This window comes from Adlercreutzia sp. CNCM I-6215 (assembly GCF_977072315.1).
Genome location: NZ_CDRVMA010000004.1, coordinates 135,646 through 151,766, shown reverse-complemented (window position 1 = coordinate 151,766; position 16,121 = coordinate 135,646). Strand labels below are relative to the sequence as shown.

The window sequence follows — 16,121 nt, the reverse complement described above, 5'->3', positions numbered from 1 at the left end:
TTTCTTTGACAGGGCGGGCGCGATCCTTGCGGACAGGCCCGCCGAAAATAGCTAGCAGTTGAGAATGGCGCTGCGATTTGCTTGGGCGTCCTCGAAAAAGAAGAGGAATCCCGCACCGACGATCCACATGAGCATGCGCAGGCTGAGACCCCCCGCCATGGCGGCAACGAAACCGACGGCCGCCACCGCGACGAAAGCCATCGAAGGCAGAGGAGCGAGCAGGATCGCCGCGCAGGCCAGAGGCACCACCAGGCCGCAGACCACGATGCCGACCCAGAACAGCGTCGGGTTCTTCTTCGCCGTCTGCATCCCCAAATGCCCCAGGTACGCGGCCACCGTCACTGCCGAGAAGACAGCGCAGACGGCCAACAGCAGCTTCACGGGCAACTCCATAGCCCAGACGCCCCCCGTCGCCACCGACACCACCGCGTAGAGAAACCCGCCGGCCACAAGCGCCGTGCCCGTATAGGCCAAAGGCAGCTTCTTCGTATTCCAGGTGGGCTTTGATGAGATGAGGTAGCCATGGCCCGTTACAAAGGCCAGCACGACGCCGGCCAGCGCGCCAGCCATGCCGAGCACGAGGCGCACCAGCTCGTTGTCGAACCACAGGCACGCAGCGCCATAGGCCGCCATGAGCGCCGATACCACACCGAGCATGATCAGCTCCACGGAAATGCCCGAGAAGGACAGCAGATGGGTCACAGCCGCAAAAGCGTGACGCGGCGTGGCCAGATGCATCATGGAGCAGACGGCGCCCACCACAACGAGCACCAACGAGATGCCCGTCGCCCAGAGCGTGACCGTCGTCGACTCGCCGAGAGCGCCGGCCACACCCGCGAAAGCGAAGCAGCATCCGCCGCACCCCGCGAGCATTGAGAACAGAACGAGGGGCCACTGAATTTTCGGTGCCATTTACACCAGCTCCTTCCAATGAGCCGTCGAAGGCGAGAGGATATAGCGGGTCAGGGGCTCTTCGCCTTCGGGAGCGCCCAGCGTGTGAATGCACGCGTCGTCGTACTTGGCCAGTTCCCGGGAAACAGCCGAATCCGGGTCGTCCAGATCGCCGTAGAACCGGGCGCCGCCGGGGCAATTGTGCACGCAGGCCGGATCGGCCTTGCCATCGGCGGTCAGATGCTGGCACAGCGTGCACTTGCGGGCCACGCCGTCCTCCTCGCTGAAGCTGCGCACACCGTAGGGACAAGCGTACAGGCAGTACTGGCAGCCGATGCACTTCGCCTCGTTCACCAGCACAATGCCCGATTCGCTGTCGCGATAAGAAGCGCCCGTGGGGCACACCTCCACGCAGCGCGCATGGGTGCACTGCTGGCACTGCACGGGCAGGTTGTAACGTTCGATGTTCGGGTAGGTGCCCGTAGGTCCTACCTGCATGACACGGTTGTAGAAGGTGCCCAAGGGCAGGTGATTCTCGAATTTGCAGCTCACGATGCAGCTGTCGCAACCGGTGCACCGGTCGATGTTGATGACAAGGCACTTCCTAGGCATGGCAGGCCCCTTCCTCGGTACGGGACTCGAAGGTGCGGCTGGGCATGAGGGGCTGGAACTGCTCCGGCTCGGTCCACAGGCCCTCGGGAGCCTCGGCTTTCCTCACGTTGACGCGGTAACCGCGCCAGGAAGCGGAGGCGAAGTTGTCGTTGACCACATCATCGCGGGCCATGAGGTTCACGTTGCACTGGCGCCAGCCGCCGCTCATGGTCTTGGTGGAATGGTCGTAGCTTTCGGGGAAGTAGAAACGCTCCATCATCACCACGCCGGGACGCACGCCCTCGGTGAGGTAGGCGCGGCCGCGCGTGGCACCGCGACGGCTCGACAGCTCCACCCAATCGCCGTGGGCCACACCGAGGGCCGCGGCATCGCGGGGGTTGATGCGCATATCGGGGACGGGAATGAGCTCGCGGCTGTAGGGAGCGGTGCGCAGCGTCGTGTGGTGGTAGTGGGCCACGCGCCCCGTCGTGAGGTAGAAGGGGAAATCCGGATCGTCCTGGAGCATGTTCTCGCTCTGCTCCTTGTAGGTGCACACGGCATCGTACTCCGGCCACGTGCCGTCGGCGGCCACCTGGGTGTAGGGGAAGTGATAGGGAAAACCGGTGCGGCCGTTCAGCACCGCCATGGTCACATAGGGCTCGCATTTGCGAGACAGCGTGGCGAATCCGGCAGGCAGCCCATCGTCCACGATATCCAAGTGCTGATAGAACTGGTACAGCTCGTCAATAGGCACCGTGAGCGTGTGATCCTCGGAGTGCTTCACGGCCTCGGGCCAGCTTTCCACGCCGAACATCTCGGCCCAAGCCGGATAGATGTCCTCCTTGGTGCGATAGGTACCGTTGAATTGGAAGTCGCGGCAGAGCACCGCATCATCGCCGCCGAGCTTTTCGCACAAGCTGTCGACGATACGCGTCACGCAGATGAACGGATCCTCCGTTTCGCCCATATGCACGATTTGCTTGCGCATGAAAGTCTGGTTGAACTGGGTGGTCGTCTCGGTGGCGTGCTCGAATTCCAACCACTCCTGCATGGGCAGGAACAGGTCGGCGTCCTCAATGGTAGTGGAAGTCATGTGGGGCTGCTGATGCACACAGAAGTCGATGTTGGCGTAAGCCTCGTTCCACTGCTCGCCGTTGCTCATGACGCAGTACTTGTTGCCGGACTGCTCCCAACGCACCGAGATCTTGTAGGGCTCGCCGGTCAGCAACGCCTCGCGCACCGGCGCCAAGGCGTTCAGCTGCCACTGGTGCACGGCCTTGTGCTCCAGCGACCCCAAGCGAGCCAGCTGGTAGTCCACAAAAGCCTGCTGCTTGGCCTTGCCATCGACACCCTTCGCATTCCAGCGCTCCACAGCTGCTTGGGAACGGCGAAGGTTCTCGCCCTCGGTCAGGCCCACCGTCCAACCGATGCCGAAGGTCTCCTGATAGGGACGGTTGCACCAGAAATGGGTGGGACGCGCGGTGTGGCGCGATTCGGGCTTCTGCTCGGTGAGCACCACGCCCGGCTTGTTCACCTTGCCGCACAGCATGTCCAGGGCCATAGTACCGAAGATGAAGTTCGAGGACAGCTCGCTCATATCGGCGAACTGACCAGTGCCGATACCCGAGAGCGTGGTGGCGTACAGCTTGATCGCACGCTCGATAGTGTCGGCATCGACCCAGGTGAGCTCAGCGGTTTTCTCCAAGGTGAAGTCCTCGCAGGCCTCCCACTGGATTTGGCCGGCGCTCTTGCACAGACGCCCGTTCACCTCGGCTTCGCAGAATACCACCGGGTCGACCGGAGAGTCCTCCGGGGCGGTGTAGGGGAAGGGCTGCACGCTGTTGGTGCGAGCATCGAAGCACACGTAGGCCGGCGTGTCGTACACGTCGTTGGGGTCGGCCGAGGGGTTCACGTAGTCGGGCCACACCTCTTCGGCCTTCAAAGGCAGGCGCGTGTCAGGATCCACGAGGAAGGGGTAGTTGGTCCAGTACTTGCAGAACTGCTCATCGTAGAGCTTGTTCGCGATAATGTAGTTGAACCAGCCCAAAAGCATGGCGATATCGCCCATGGGACGAATAGGCAACCAGATGTCGGCCTTGGCCGCCTCTTCGGTATAGTAGGGGTCGATAACAATGGTCTTTATGCCGCGCTCTCGCATTTCGGCGTTGGCGCGAGCGGCATAGGCTGCGCCGGAAGCGCTCGTTTGGGCGCCCCACAGCACCACGCACTCCATGGCCGGCTGCCAGGCGTTCCACATCTCGCGGGCGTTGTTGCCCTCGTGGCGGTTGTTGGAGCCACCGCGCATCCACTGGCCCGCGCAGTCGGCGGGCAGATAGCACTGGCAGCCACCGCCGGAAATGCACACCGGAGCGCCAATGGCATCTTGGGTGACGCGCTGGAACACGTTACCGTAGGTGCCGCCACCGCCAGCGCCCACCATGATGGAATAGGGGCCGTACTTCCTCGTAGCCAAGGCCATCTGCTCGCCCACGATATCGTAGGCCTCATCCCACGACACGATTTCCCAGTCGTTGCCGCCGCGGGATCCTACGCGCCTCATGGGATGCAGTACATGGCGCGGGCTGTACACCAGATGCTGCTGGTTGAGGGCCTTGGTGCACAGGCAGCCCTGGGTCAGGGTGCCGTCGTAGTCGCCCTCGATCTTCACCACCACGCCGTCTTCGGTGTACACCCACAAAGGACAGCAGTTGTAGCAGCCATGGCAGCAGCTGTGATGGCGCTCGCGCAGCGGGACCGAGCGGGCAAACTGCTCGTCAGCCTCCACGAGAGAGGCGTCCGAGGCCCAGTCGATGCCCTGCACCTTCTGCGCCATGTGGGCGAGCTTTCCGTAGCTCGACTTCCGTGCCGCCATTACTTGCTCCTTTCGTTTGAGGTCGCGAAGCTCGCTCCGGCCGGGGTGGTGCTCCAGGCCTCGTCCCACACCAAGCCGCCGGCCTTTTCCAGGTGCGCCACCAACGCGCTGGGATACAGAGGCAGCCCGGACTTCCCGTTAAGCGAGGGCAGGGAGAGCTGCTTGCCGAGCAGCGCCTCTATTTCCGCAAAGCTTTTGGGCTCGCTGGCCGCGCGCAGAATGGCACGGTAGGCGTCGTTGCGCTCCGGCGTGCGGGCGAACAGCTCTTCCAAGCGCACCTCAGGACGATGGGCTTGGGCAACCTGGACCCCGGCCGGCGTCGTCTCCAGAGCGCAGAACTGCACGAGCTCGTCTGCTGCGTCCTCATCCAGAGAGGCCAGACGAGCCGGATCCACGGGGTTGCCATCCCGATCCAAATCGATGCGCGCAAGGCCGCCGGCCTCGACGAGCATGAAGGCGATAGCGGCTTGGCTCTGATCGACATACTTGAATTCCGGGTAACTTGCGATTTCGTCCTCCACCTCTGCCAGAAGCCGGCGCTGGCGGCAGAAGTCCAGGACTTTGCCCATAATCTCCGTGAAGGCGCCGCGGCGATGCAACGCCTTCTCGACGCGCGCCACGGCGGCCCCGTCGGGCTGGCCCTCAGGGGCGGCGGTGCTCGGGCAAATCGAGTCTGCCATGATGCGTCTCTCCTTCCTTGTTGAGTTTCCCGCACATAATTGATGGCCCGAGCCTACCAGCGCGGCCAAGGGGGAAACCATCGTTGAAGTGGTTGATTTTGAGCGCAACGGCCCATCCATCAAAACGTTGATTTTTAAGAAATGCCAGTTCAAGGCTTTGTAATTCGAAAGCTAAATTGTTGCGGCCCAAAATAGCGTTTTCTATAATGGGACGAGCGAAGCGAAAGGGGAACCATGTCGGATGAATCGAGATCACTGTTCTTCATGCGAACATTCGGCTTCGCCCTTTTCTGGATATGGCTCTTTTTGGTGGCCGTATCGCCCTCTCCGCTGTTCGGAGCGCTTAAGGGATTGGGGAGCCTCCCCTTTGAGGTATGGGAAGTGGGTGCGCGCCTCTTACTTCTCTCGCTCTCCCTTGCGGCCACCCGCCTACTCACCACCAGCCGAGGACGCTGGGTCTACCCCGTCTGCTGCCTTGTCGGCGGTCCCGTCGCCGCCCTCGCCCTTTCCTCTGCCACCACCCCTGAGGCCGTGACCTTGGCGGCCTTCATCACGGCCGTCGTCGATGTGGCCATGCTCATTATGTGGCTCTGCTATTTCGGCTATGCGAAAATCGGCGATATCGCCTTCATGCTTGCCTGCTCCTACGCCCTGGGCTCGATACTGTACCTGGCCGTCGTTGCTGCGGGCGAGGCGGCGATGCTCGTCGCCGCCATCACAAGTCCTATCTTGTCGGGAGCGCTGTTCGCCTATTTCGTGAAGAACCCTCCGTCCCTCGCTTCCGAAGGGCTGTTTCAAGCCTCCCCCGCCGCAGACCGCCGCCCGAAGCTACCGGCGGCCCTCAGGCGGCTGGCCATCGGTCTTACCCTGTACGCCTTCGTGTTCGCTCTCTTCTCGAGCCGTACCGCCGTCTCCGAATATACGTTCTCCAGCGGACCGCTCGTACAAGCCCTCGCCAGCATCGTGCTTGCCGCTGTCGTCATCGCGGCCATACGCCTCAGCGATGCGAGCATCGGCCTTTACGCGCTCTACCGCAGCGTGCCGTTGGTATTCGGCGGGGGCGCCGCCCTCTTCCTCGTATTGCCCGCCGGACTCTCCCTGTGCGCGGGCTTCTTCGTCATGTTCGGCTATCTTCTCTTCGAGGCGCTTTCCTTCAACGATTTCTGCAATGCCACCAAAACCAACGACGGCTCGCTCTTGCGCTCGATGCTCATCGTGCGCATCGCCGGCTCCCTCGGCATTTTCCTCGGCTGGGTGCTGGGCGCTCCTCTCAGCGCCGCGCTGGATCCCGATCAATCGAGCCGTCTGATAATCGCTCTGTGCTTTGTTGTCGTCATCGTTGCCGCGTCGCTCGTCTTCACGGATAAGGCCATGGGGAAGCTCGGCACCATCGCCGGCATGCGAGCCCGTCAGGAGGCCGCCGAGGCGCGTCTCGACAAGACGCGGTTTATTCCGCTGTTCGCCACCGAGCACGACCTCTCGAAACGCGAGGCCGAGGTGCTAGAGTACCTGCTGCAAGGCCGCACCATGCAGTACACTGCCGAGAAACTGTTCATCGCCGAGTCCACCGCCCGCTCCCACGTTCACAAGATATACCAGAAAACCGAGACCCGGGGTCGCATGGAGCTTATCGACCGCTTCGAGCAGTTCTGCTCCGAGCATCCGAAAGCTTAACCGGGCGAGGGGCTACGTATCGACACCTTCCATCCAGCATTCGTCGAAGGCATCCATCAGTTCCATGCGGGAGTGCACGCCGCACTTCCGGTAGATGCTGTGCACATGGGCCCGCACCGTGGACTCGGCGATGAACAGCTTCTCTGCGGCGAAGCTCGTCGTGCGCCCCGCGAGCAGATAGGACGCCACCTCGGCTTCGCGCCGGGAAAGCCCCTGCTGCTCGGCGAAGGCGGCGAAGGCCTCCTCGCGGGTGGGACCCTCCAAAGCACCCTCGGATAGGGCCCGATCGTCGGCAACGGCGGCGAAGGAGATCATATCACGCTCGGTGAACACCAGCGAGACGGAAACCAGAGCCGCGAACAGCCCGAGGGCCACCAAGCTCGACACGCTTTCCGCCGCACCCGCCAAGGAGGCCGCGGCAAACGCCGCCAGCCAGCCCAAGAACATTCCCAGCGTAATGGCCAGCCGGGCCGCCGCCATCACGCGCAGGAGCGACGCGTCGTTGGCCTTCACGATATTGCAGCAGTCGTTGAGGACCAGCAGCTCGAAGAGCACGTAGCCCAAGGCAACGCAGAAACCGCCCACCTCGTCGGGAAGGGGCGAGACGGCCATCAGCAAGAACCCAGCCCCGATAAGCGGGGCAACGGCCCGATAGAGCTTGTAGGGTCGATCGGGCTGACGGTCGAACTTGAAGAAGGCCGCGCAGATAACCCCCAGCACAATCATGGCCGCCGGCTCCACCGTGAAGGCCCCGATCACTCCCTCCCCACTGAACAGGGCGATGCCGCACGAGAGGGAGAAGGAGAACGAGTACAGGGCAAGGGCCACGCCTATGCGCACTTTCTGGCGCACGGGACTCTCCGCGCCGCCCGCTGCCCCATGGTGAGAGGCCGCAACGGCAGCGGCCGGCAGCACGCCCCCGCCCGTCTCTCGAGCACCGTCACCCGAAACCGGCTCCTCAACAAACAGCTCCTCTCCCGTCCGCGCTTTCATAAGACGCTGGGAGAGCACGAAGGCCGTTCCCGACAGCACGGGGAACAGCACCGAGGCGGCCGCCATGGCGTTGAAGCCCAATGCCGCCGTTAGAAGGAAGAGCACCGAGCCGATAGCATAGGATCCCACGAGCAGAACGAAGGTCTCGCCCACCTTCATGTACCCGAAAAAGCAGAGCCACAGCAGGAACATGCACACTTCGCCGATGGCGGCCGCCACCGCCGAGGCCGAAGCCGCCTCGGCGCCTCCGAGGCCGAGGGCAAGCGGAGCCGCCGCCGCACTTGCCGCAACCCCGAGCACGAGCAGCCCGCGCTGCCCAGCGACGGAAGCCAGCTGCCGCGAGGCGATGAGCACGACCACAAGCACCAGCGCTCGCACCGACAGTTCGACCATCTCGAAGGGGGCACCCGCAAAACACAGCGGTGCCCCGATGAGCGGCGAGGGCGTCACCCCCGCCAGAAAGAGCCATGCCCAATAGAACCCGAACCCCAGAAAGCGCACGGGAAAGAGGCTCTCCGCCACCTGGCCCGCTGGGCCGCCCACGCGCCCCTCATTTGATGCATCTTTTCCCTCTCCAACCATTATCCCTCTTTTCACCTGCGGAAACACAACCCCTAAGCGTTTTGGTGGAGGCCCGCTTATGGCAATTTACAGCGCTTCGGAGAATGTTCAGCGCAGATGCCAGCCCCTAACCTAGATGCCAACGGGAGGCTCGGCTTTGACGAGTGGATGAGCCTCCCGGAAGTGTAGCAGATTCCCCGCGCCGATAAGGGCGCGGGAAGAGACGAGGAGAGGGGAGAGCGTGAAGACGAGGGAGAAAACGGATTCCGCCGCGAGCCTCCAAGAGGACGGCGGGGCGACACGCCCCCAAAAGCCGGGCCTCAGCCGCCGGTCGCTCATCGGCGGTGCCGCGATGGCCGCAGGGCTTCTGGCCTTCGGGGGCGCCACGGCGGCCTTCGGCGGCGAGACCGATCGCCTGCGACCGCCAGGAGGCCAGGACGCCGACCGGTTCTGGGGCGCGTGCATCCGCTGCGACCGTTGCCGGGCGGCCTGCCCGCTTGCCGCCATCGGCGTGGAGGGGCTCACCCCCGGCATTATCGGGGCGCGGCTGCCGATCATGGATTTTCGCGAGGGCTACTGCGACATGTGCGACGGCGCCTTCCGCTGCATCGCCGCCTGCCCCACCGGGGCGCTTACGGCCTTCGACCCCTACGTGGACAAGATCGGCATGGCCGTGGTAGACGAGGCCGAGTGCCAGCTGTACGGCATCTCGGGCACGTGCAACGCGCCCTGCATCGATGCCTGCGAGTGGGACGCCCTGTCCCTGGACGAGAACGGGCGCCTGGTGGTGGACGAAAAGCGCTGCAACGGCTGCGGCGCCTGCGAGTACGTTTGCCCCACGAGCGCCTATCGCAATTACGACGCCAGCAACAAGCGCGGCATCAATGTGGAGGTGTGGCATGGCTAAGTCGACAACCCCCGAAAAGGGCGCCGAGGTTTCCGCGCAGCCGGAGGAGGGCAGCCGCTCGAAGGTGAGCCGCGTGCGCCGATACGCCCCGGGCATCGTGTTCGCCCTTCTCGTCATCGGCCTGGTAACCGGCATCGGCTCGGGCACCCTGTGCTCGGTGGGCTACGAGTCCATTGCGGCAGTATGCCCCCTCGGCGCGTTGGAATCACTCTTCGGCGCCGGGGCCTTCGTGGCGCGGGCCGTAATCATCCTGGCCGTGGCCGCCGCGGCAGTGCTGCTCGTGGGCAAGGCCTTCTGCAGCTGGGTGTGCCCCATTCCGCCGCTCGACCGGTTCCTGTCGGGCAAGAAGCGCCGCGAGGCCGACAAGGCGGCGCGCATCGAGGCGGCCCATCACGTGAGCGGGCGCCTGGCCGCGTGCGCCGGTTGTGCGGGCTGCGGCGAGAAGAAACCCGGCGAGACGCCCCTTGCCCCCGCCGATGGCACCGACAAGCGACGGTTCGCGAAGATGGACGGGCGCCACGTGGTGCTCGGCGGCTCGCTTGTGTCGGCGGCGATCTGCGGGTTTCCCGTGTTCTGCCTCATCTGCCCGGTGGGCCTCACCTTCGCCACGGCCATCGCCCTCTACCGCCTCGTCGGGTTCAACGAGCCCACCTTGGACCTCATCGTGTTCCCCCTCATCATCGTAGCCGAGCTCACCCTGCTGCGGAAATGGTGCCACCGCTTCTGCCCCATCAGCGCCCTTATGGGGCTCGTGGCCAACTTCAACAAGGCCACGCGTCCCAAGATCGACCCTGACCTCTGCCTGCGCAAGGACGGCACGCCCTGCACCGTATGCGCCGCTGCCTGCCCCGAGTTCATCGATCCGGCGGGAGATCTGGGCGACCGGGCCCTGGCCGAGTGCACCCGCTGCGGCCAGTGCGCCGCCGCCTGCCCCGCAGACGCCATCCGCTTCACGAAGAAAGGACTGACCCGTGGAAACCGCTAGCACACCCGCGCCCTACGTCGCCGCTGCTGACGGCGACCTCGCGCCCAAGGCCGCCGAGCCCGCATCGACACCCGAAGCCGACGCCAGCGCCGAGGCCACCTTCGAGGAAGCCGTGGCCGCCCTTACCGAGACGGTGAACCGGGCGCCCCTGCACCGCGAGATCTTCCTCAAGCTGCTCGCCTTCTGCACCACCCAGCGCACGCTCGCCGAAGCCGAGGAGGCGGCTCGGGCCTGCCCCGAGTTCTCCTCGGTGGCCCAAAGCCCCTATCGGCTCATCCGCACCCTCGTGCACGCCGGCGGCCTGTACTGGCTGGAGCTGGACGAGACGGGCCGGCCCCTGACGCCCCAGGCCAAGGCGGGGCTCACTCCCGACGAGATCGAGGACGCCACCTTCGCCTACGCTGTGGTAACCACGCCGGTCGGCGAGCAGGTGGCCGAGGACCTCGCGCCCGAGAAGCGGCTGCAACGCCTCTTCGATCTCGTACCCCAGCGGCTTACCACCTACCTGGACCTTATGGACTTCTGCCGCGAGCAGCGCACCTTCAAGGAGATCGAGGCGCTGTTGCGCACCCGACCCGCCGCTGCCTTCGCGAGCACCACCTCAAGCCAACCCCTGCAGCCGAGCTTCTTCGTGGACGCACTGGAACGCTCGGGCGGCCTTGCCTGGAACGATGGATGGAAGATCACAGAGAGGGGAATGAAAGTATTGCAGCAACTTCGCTAGGAACGCCATTTTGACCGTAGAGAGGAAAGAGAGGACCCCCATGACCAAGGGAACCATCAGCCGACGCGGCTTCATGAAGGCCGCAGCGGCCACGGGCGCGGCCCTTACGGCCGCCGGCTCGATCCCGCTGCTCGAAACGACCGATCAGGCCTTCGCCGCCGGATCCGTGGAGCGCGTGATGCACAAGACCGCCTGCCATGGCTGCACCAACTGCTGCCCGGTGCGCGTGTACACCGAGGACGGCCGCGTCGTGAAGATCGAAGGAGACCCGGACGGCCCCCTGAACAAGGGCGGCGTGTGCCTGAAGTGCCTGTCCCAGATTCAGACCGTCTACAGCCCCCGCCACGTGCTGCACCCCATGAAGCGCGTCGGCGAGCGCGGTGAGAACAAGTGGGAGGCCATCAGCTGGGACGAGGCCGTTGACCTGGCCGGCGAGCAGATCGCCACGGCCGTGAAGAAGTACGGCCCCTACGCCTACTGGAGCGCCCGCGGGGGCGGTGGCGCCTACATCGAATGGGAGACCTCGGGCCTCGACTACACCTTCGGCGGCTGCAACTCCCTGGCCTCCGGCGCCTGCCAGTGCGCCATGCCGCGCGACTTCGTCTCCACCACCTCGGTGGGCTTCAACTGCTGCGTTGACATGGACAACGTGGATCGCTGGGTGGGCATCACCGACAACGCCGAGCTGGACGGCACCCGCCGCGACGACACGGAGCGCGTCTTCGTGCTGTGGGGCAGCCAGCCGCACTCCTCCAAGGCGGCCCACGGCGGCCACGGGCTGACCGACGCCCGGTCGAACCTCGGCGTGAAGACCATCGTCGTGGACCCCTACATGACCGCCGAGGCCGCCAAGGCCGACGTGTGGCTTCCCGTGCGCCCCGGCTCCGACTGCGCGCTCATGCTGTCGTGGATTCACCACATCATCGAGAACGACCTGTACGACGAGCAGTTCGTGAAGCACTGGACGAACCTGCCCTTCCTCATCAACCCCGACACGCGCCTGGCCTACCGCGCCGAGGAGGTGTGGCCCGACTACGTGAACCCGGCCGCCGACCCCGCCGGCGTCTACGATACCCCGGCCTACGTGTGCTTCGACGCGAAAACCAACTCCGTCCAGCCCTTCCCCTTCACCGCCCCCGAGGACTGCGCGGTCGACCCCGTTATCTTTGCCACCGCCACCGTGAACGGCAAGGAGGCCAAGACGGCGGGCCAGATTTACAAGGAAGAGGCCGAGCCCTGGACCTTGGAGGCGGCCGGCGAGACCTGCTGGCTCGATCCGGAACGCATCCGCGAGGCCATCGAGCTGTACGCGAACGCCGACTTCGGCGGCTTGTCCAACGGCGTGTTCTCCGACCACCAGGAGAACTCCTCCACCGCGCCTTTGGGGGCGCTCGCCATCGACGCGCTGCTCGGCCACGTGGAGTCCCCCTGCTCCGCCTTCCAGAATCACGGCGCCGCCAGCCGCACCGCCGATCGCCCGACTCAGCGCCTGGGCGTGTTCTCCTCCACCTTCGAGCGCTACGGCCTGGGCTGGACCACCGGTCTCACCAAGGCCGAGAACGACCGCCTGCTGGATGCCATCGTGGCCGACTGGGACGCCAAGGGCCGCGACGGCAAGGAGATGCAGCGCTACTTCTTCCAGTCCCGCTGCGACACCATGGGCGCCAACGAGCACAAGGGCATCCACCAGTGGCAGACCTGTGCGCCGAAGGAGCTGCGGCAGGCCATCACCACCGGCGAGCCCTACCGTCCGCGCGTGATGTATGAGATGTCGGGCAACAAGTACGCCGTTATGGGGCCCTCCCTCGAGTGGAAGAAGGCCTACGACGAGCAGGACTTCGTCATCCAGCAGTACCCCAACATGACCTCGTTCACCGTGCAGACCGTCGACTTGTTCCTGCCCACCACCGAGTGGCTGGAATACGACTCCTACGAGGCGCCGGGCACCCACTTCAACCGCCACTACGCCCGCTGCCAGGTGACGCACCTCGGCGAGACCGTGAACCCCTTCGTATCGCCCTACCAGGTGGCCGCGTCCGCCGTGGAGAAGCTCGGCGCCGAGAACGTGTTCGACCCCGACGCCTACAAGGTACCGTTCTTCGAGAGCCTGGAGGCGGCCCGGGCCGCCTGGGCCGAGCAGATGGGCAAGGGAAGCTGGCAGGAGATGCTCGACGACATCGACCACCGCTTCACCGAGGAGCCCATAGACGACTACATGGCCTACTACCAGTACAAGGAGCCGGTGAGCGACGGGCTGCCCCGCGGGTTCGCCACGATGTCGCGCAAGGTGGACGTGTACTCCGAGGCCATGCTGCGCCTGGCCCGCACCGGCTTCCCCTACATGTATCCCTTCGACCAGCCGGCCTGCGACGACTACGACCCCATCTGCACCTTCAAGGAACCGACGGAAAGCCCCGTCGAGGGCCAGCCGGGCTACGATCCGGAGTACCCGCTCGTCATCACCACGGGACGCTTGCCCCACTTCCATCACGGCACCATGCGCCACGCGCCCTTCATCCGCGAGGTCATGCCCGCCCCCGAGCTGAAGATCAACCCCGAGACGGCGGCGGAATACGGCATCGAGCATCTGGACTGGGTGAAGATTACCTCGCGCCGCGGATCGTCCAACGCGCGAGCCTACCTCACCCAGGGCATTGCCCCCGGTGTGCTCATCACCGAGCGCTTCTGGAACCCCGAGTGCTTTGATGAGACCCAGGAGACCATCACCCCCGGCATCGAGGAGTGCGGCTACAACATCATGTCCGCCGACGAGTTCCAAAACCCCTGCTTCGCCACGAACAGCTACCGTGCCTTCACGGTGAAGATCGAGAAGACCGAGCGCCCCGAGCGCATCTGGATCGAGAGCGAGCAGTTCCAACCGTTCATGCCCACGCTTTCGGGCGAACCTGTCACCGAGGAGGTGTTCTAAATGCGCAAGGGTCTGCTGATCAACCTGGATCGCTGCTCCGGCTGCGACAGCTGCATCGTGGCGTGCAAGCTGGAAAACGACCTGCCCCTGGGCCATTTCTACAACAAGGTGATCGCCGTGGGCCCCACGGGCACCTTCCCCAACGTGGAGAAGTACTGGCTGCCCTCCCAGTGCCAGCAGTGCGAGAACCCGGCCTGCGTGCACGTATGCCCCACGGCCGCCAGCTACCGCGACCCCAAAACCGGCATGGTGCTCATCGACAAGGAGAAGTGCATCGGCTGCCAGTACTGCATCTACGCCTGCCCCTACGGCGTGCGCCAGTTCAACGAGGACGCCGGCGTGGCGCAGAAGTGCACGCTGTGCGCCCAGATCACTGCTGACGGCGACGGCGTGCCGGCCTGCGTCCACAACTGCAACTGCGGCGCGCGCTTCTTCGGCGATTACGACGACCCGGAATCCGATGTGAGCCGCGAGCTGGCGAAGTACCCGGAGGAGGCCATCCACACGCTGCCCGATCCCAATGACGCCAAGCCGCTCACGCGCTACATTCTGTCCCCCAAGTTCGCTTCCTGGAAGGAGCTGGTGTAACCATGGCGATTCAATGGCCCCTCGTCCTGTTCTCGCTGCTGGCCGGAGCCGGCGGCGCCATGCTCGCCTTCGCCGGGCTCTCCCAGCTGCTCGGCGGCTCGCGCACGGTGCGCCGCCGCGCCGTCTGGTGCGCACTGGCCCTGTTCGTGATCGGCGGTTTGTGCTCGGTGGCCCACCTGGCCTCTCCGCTGAACGCCATCAGCGCCGTGACGAACCTGCTGTCGTTCTCGGGCATCTCCATCGAGCTGATGCTTTTGGGCGCGAGCTTCATCGCAGGCGCCGCCTACCTGGTGCTCACCCGCGAGGAGGGCCGCGACGGCGCCGTGCGGGTCGTGGCGGTGCTGGCGGTGATCTTCGGCGTGGCCATCGGGTTCTTCTGCGGCCACGGCTACGTGATCGACGCCCAGCCCACCTGGAGCACCGAAACGCTGCCCCTGGCCTACCTGGGCACGTCTTTGGCCCTCGGCGCCTTCGCCTACGCCCTGGTGGCGGCCACGACCAAGACGCCGGCCGACAAAGCGGCCAGCGCCGAGGAGCTGGGAGGCAAGCTGTGGCCGGCCGTGCTCGTCTGCGCCGTCGTGGACGCCGTGGGCATTCTCGCCTACGGGCTGTTCCTCGGCCTTGACGCGGTCGCGGCCCAAGGGGTCCTGTTCTGGGGCGGGGCCGTGGCGTGCGGCGTCGTCGGCGTGCTAGCCTGCGCCATTGCCGGCATGACCGCGCTGGCCGCGAAGGCGCCCGCCGCCCTGGCCGTGGCCGGCGTGGCCTGCGCCGCCATCGGGGGCGTGGCCCTGCGCATGCTCATGTGGGCCTGCGCCATCGGTTACCTCAACCTGTTCTCCCACGGCATCCCCAGCGTGATGCTGAACCTGTAGCGCTGTTCCCCGGCCGGGGAAAGCCCCTTCCCGGTACTTCCCCCGGCCCCTGCGGGACGGTCCGTCAAGCGAATCGTCCCAGCCCGCCCACTCGTCACCTAAGGAGACCGCCATGACCGACCTCGCCTGCGCCATCGACCTTCTCGAAGATCGCGCCTCCCTGTACCGCCTGCTCGCCTCGCTGTACTATCAGCCGCTGCCCGAGGAGCAGATCGATGCCCTGGCCGCCAGCGACCTCGCCGGGCTGGCCGGCGACAGCGAATCGCCCTTCGCGCCGGCCTATCTCGACTTGCACGGAGCGCTGCGCCTGCGGCACACGGGCACCAAAGAGGAGCTAGCCGCCGACTTCACCGGCGCCTTCTACGGCATCCGCACCCGCGAGGGCCGTACGGCCCAGCCCTTCGAATCGCTGTTTCGCACCCAGGGGCCAGGTCAGCTCATGGGCGAGGCTCGCAGCGAGGTATACCGGGAGCTGCGCGCGCACCAACTGCGCGTTCCCGAGGGCGTCGATCTGCCCGAGGACCACCTGTCGTTCATCTTCGCCTACCTCGCCCATCTCTGCGATAAGACGGCCCAAGCGCTGCGCGAAGGCGACAGAACAGGAGCCCGGGAACTCCTGAAGCGCCAACGCGCCTTCTTCGACGCCCACGTAGCCTCCTGGACGTCCGCCTTCCTCGCTCAAGCCGAGACCATGGTGGAAACTCGCTTCTACCGCGGCGTACTCAAACTCACGGGCGCCTTCCTGGACGAGGAGCCGGCCGCCATGGGCGAAACCGAGGAGGCGATCGCCTAGGCAACCGCCTCGGTTCGCCGAATGCCGCCGGGCTGCTGACTGCCCTGCGCACCAGGGCAGT

Annotated in this window: 13 protein-coding genes; 8 read left to right on the top strand and 5 right to left on the bottom strand. The window is 65.4% G+C overall.

All coding sequences use genetic code 11. The annotated features are described in order from the left end of the window. Positions 1-51: 51 nt before the first annotated feature. Genes ACW4LP_RS04780 through ACW4LP_RS04765 form a run of 4 tightly spaced genes read right to left on the bottom strand, consistent with a single transcriptional unit; the run spans position 52 to position 5,034 of the window. Positions 52-912 (bottom strand): dimethyl sulfoxide reductase anchor subunit family protein, encoded by an 861-nt coding sequence (locus ACW4LP_RS04780; RefSeq protein ID WP_455803526.1) that lies wholly within the window; start codon positions 910-912, stop codon positions 52-54. Further along, positions 913-1,503: a 4Fe-4S dicluster domain-containing protein gene (locus ACW4LP_RS04775; RefSeq protein WP_173114490.1), complete on the bottom strand. Its 591-nt coding sequence runs from the start codon at positions 1,501-1,503 to the stop codon at positions 913-915. Further along, positions 1,496-4,354 (bottom strand): molybdopterin-containing oxidoreductase family protein, encoded by a 2,859-nt coding sequence (locus ACW4LP_RS04770; protein WP_455803525.1) that lies wholly within the window; start codon positions 4,352-4,354, stop codon positions 1,496-1,498. The genes ACW4LP_RS04775 and ACW4LP_RS04770 overlap by 8 nt, the downstream gene beginning before the upstream one ends. Then, positions 4,354-5,034 (bottom strand): hypothetical protein, encoded by a 681-nt coding sequence (locus ACW4LP_RS04765; protein ID WP_455803524.1) that lies wholly within the window; start codon positions 5,032-5,034, stop codon positions 4,354-4,356. The genes ACW4LP_RS04770 and ACW4LP_RS04765 overlap by 1 nt, the downstream gene beginning before the upstream one ends. 234 nt (positions 5,035-5,268) lie before the next feature. On the opposite strand from ACW4LP_RS04765, the gene ACW4LP_RS04760 reads away from it, so the two are divergent. Next, positions 5,269-6,708, top strand: coding sequence for a LuxR C-terminal-related transcriptional regulator (locus ACW4LP_RS04760; RefSeq protein WP_455803523.1), 1,440 nt, complete (start codon positions 5,269-5,271; stop codon positions 6,706-6,708). A gap of 12 nt (positions 6,709-6,720) precedes the next feature. Here the strand turns inward: ACW4LP_RS04760 and ACW4LP_RS04755 are convergent, their stop codons facing one another. Further along, positions 6,721-8,283, bottom strand: a complete 1,563-nt coding sequence (locus tag ACW4LP_RS04755) for a helix-turn-helix transcriptional regulator (protein WP_455803522.1) — start codon at positions 8,281-8,283, stop codon at positions 6,721-6,723. Between the two features lie 220 nt (positions 8,284-8,503). Here ACW4LP_RS04755 and ACW4LP_RS04750 point away from each other — a divergent pair, with 220 nt between their 5' ends. The 7 genes from ACW4LP_RS04750 to ACW4LP_RS04720 all read left to right on the top strand — a co-directional run bounded on the left by ACW4LP_RS04750 (position 8,504) and on the right by ACW4LP_RS04720 (position 16,060). Next, a complete protein-coding gene (locus ACW4LP_RS04750) occupies positions 8,504-9,169 on the top strand; it encodes a 4Fe-4S dicluster domain-containing protein (protein WP_016309639.1) in 666 nt (221 codons plus the stop codon). Beyond that, a complete protein-coding gene (locus ACW4LP_RS04745; protein ID WP_455803521.1) occupies positions 9,162-10,154 on the top strand; it encodes a 4Fe-4S binding protein in 993 nt (330 codons plus the stop codon). Before ACW4LP_RS04750 ends, ACW4LP_RS04745 begins: the two co-directional genes overlap by 8 nt. Continuing rightward, a complete protein-coding gene (locus ACW4LP_RS04740; protein ID WP_157012915.1) occupies positions 10,141-10,878 on the top strand; it encodes a hypothetical protein in 738 nt (245 codons plus the stop codon). The genes ACW4LP_RS04745 and ACW4LP_RS04740 overlap by 14 nt, the downstream gene beginning before the upstream one ends. A gap of 40 nt (positions 10,879-10,918) precedes the next feature. Next, on the top strand, positions 10,919-13,807 hold the full coding sequence (locus ACW4LP_RS04735) for a molybdopterin-containing oxidoreductase family protein (protein ID WP_455803520.1): 2,889 nt from the start codon (positions 10,919-10,921) through the stop codon (positions 13,805-13,807). After that, on the top strand, positions 13,808-14,395 hold the full coding sequence (locus ACW4LP_RS04730; protein WP_451917335.1) for a 4Fe-4S dicluster domain-containing protein: 588 nt from the start codon (positions 13,808-13,810) through the stop codon (positions 14,393-14,395). A gap of 2 nt (positions 14,396-14,397) precedes the next feature. Then, positions 14,398-15,267 (top strand): DmsC/YnfH family molybdoenzyme membrane anchor subunit, encoded by an 870-nt coding sequence (locus ACW4LP_RS04725; RefSeq protein ID WP_455803519.1) that lies wholly within the window; start codon positions 14,398-14,400, stop codon positions 15,265-15,267. A gap of 112 nt (positions 15,268-15,379) precedes the next feature. Next, positions 15,380-16,060, top strand: coding sequence for a TorD/DmsD family molecular chaperone (locus tag ACW4LP_RS04720; RefSeq protein ID WP_455803518.1), 681 nt, complete (start codon positions 15,380-15,382; stop codon positions 16,058-16,060). Positions 16,061-16,121 lie beyond the last annotated feature (61 nt).

Coding starts and splice junctions, on each gene's coding strand:
- ACW4LP_RS04780 (WP_455803526.1), bottom strand. CDS start 912: ATGGCACCGAAAATTCAGTGGCCCCTCGTTCTGTTCTCAATGCTCGCG.
- ACW4LP_RS04775 (WP_173114490.1), bottom strand. CDS start 1,503: ATGCCTAGGAAGTGCCTTGTCATCAACATCGACCGGTGCACCGGTTGC.
- ACW4LP_RS04770 (WP_455803525.1), bottom strand. CDS start 4,354: ATGGCGGCACGGAAGTCGAGCTACGGAAAGCTCGCCCACATGGCGCAG.
- ACW4LP_RS04765 (WP_455803524.1), bottom strand. CDS start 5,034: ATGGCAGACTCGATTTGCCCGAGCACCGCCGCCCCTGAGGGCCAGCCC.
- ACW4LP_RS04760 (WP_455803523.1), top strand. CDS start 5,269: ATGTCGGATGAATCGAGATCACTGTTCTTCATGCGAACATTCGGCTTC.
- ACW4LP_RS04755 (WP_455803522.1), bottom strand. CDS start 8,283: ATGGTTGGAGAGGGAAAAGATGCATCAAATGAGGGGCGCGTGGGCGGC.
- ACW4LP_RS04745 (WP_455803521.1), top strand. CDS start 9,162: ATGGCTAAGTCGACAACCCCCGAAAAGGGCGCCGAGGTTTCCGCGCAG.
- ACW4LP_RS04735 (WP_455803520.1), top strand. CDS start 10,919: ATGACCAAGGGAACCATCAGCCGACGCGGCTTCATGAAGGCCGCAGCG.
- ACW4LP_RS04730 (WP_451917335.1), top strand. CDS start 13,808: ATGCGCAAGGGTCTGCTGATCAACCTGGATCGCTGCTCCGGCTGCGAC.
- ACW4LP_RS04725 (WP_455803519.1), top strand. CDS start 14,398: ATGGCGATTCAATGGCCCCTCGTCCTGTTCTCGCTGCTGGCCGGAGCC.
- ACW4LP_RS04720 (WP_455803518.1), top strand. CDS start 15,380: ATGACCGACCTCGCCTGCGCCATCGACCTTCTCGAAGATCGCGCCTCC.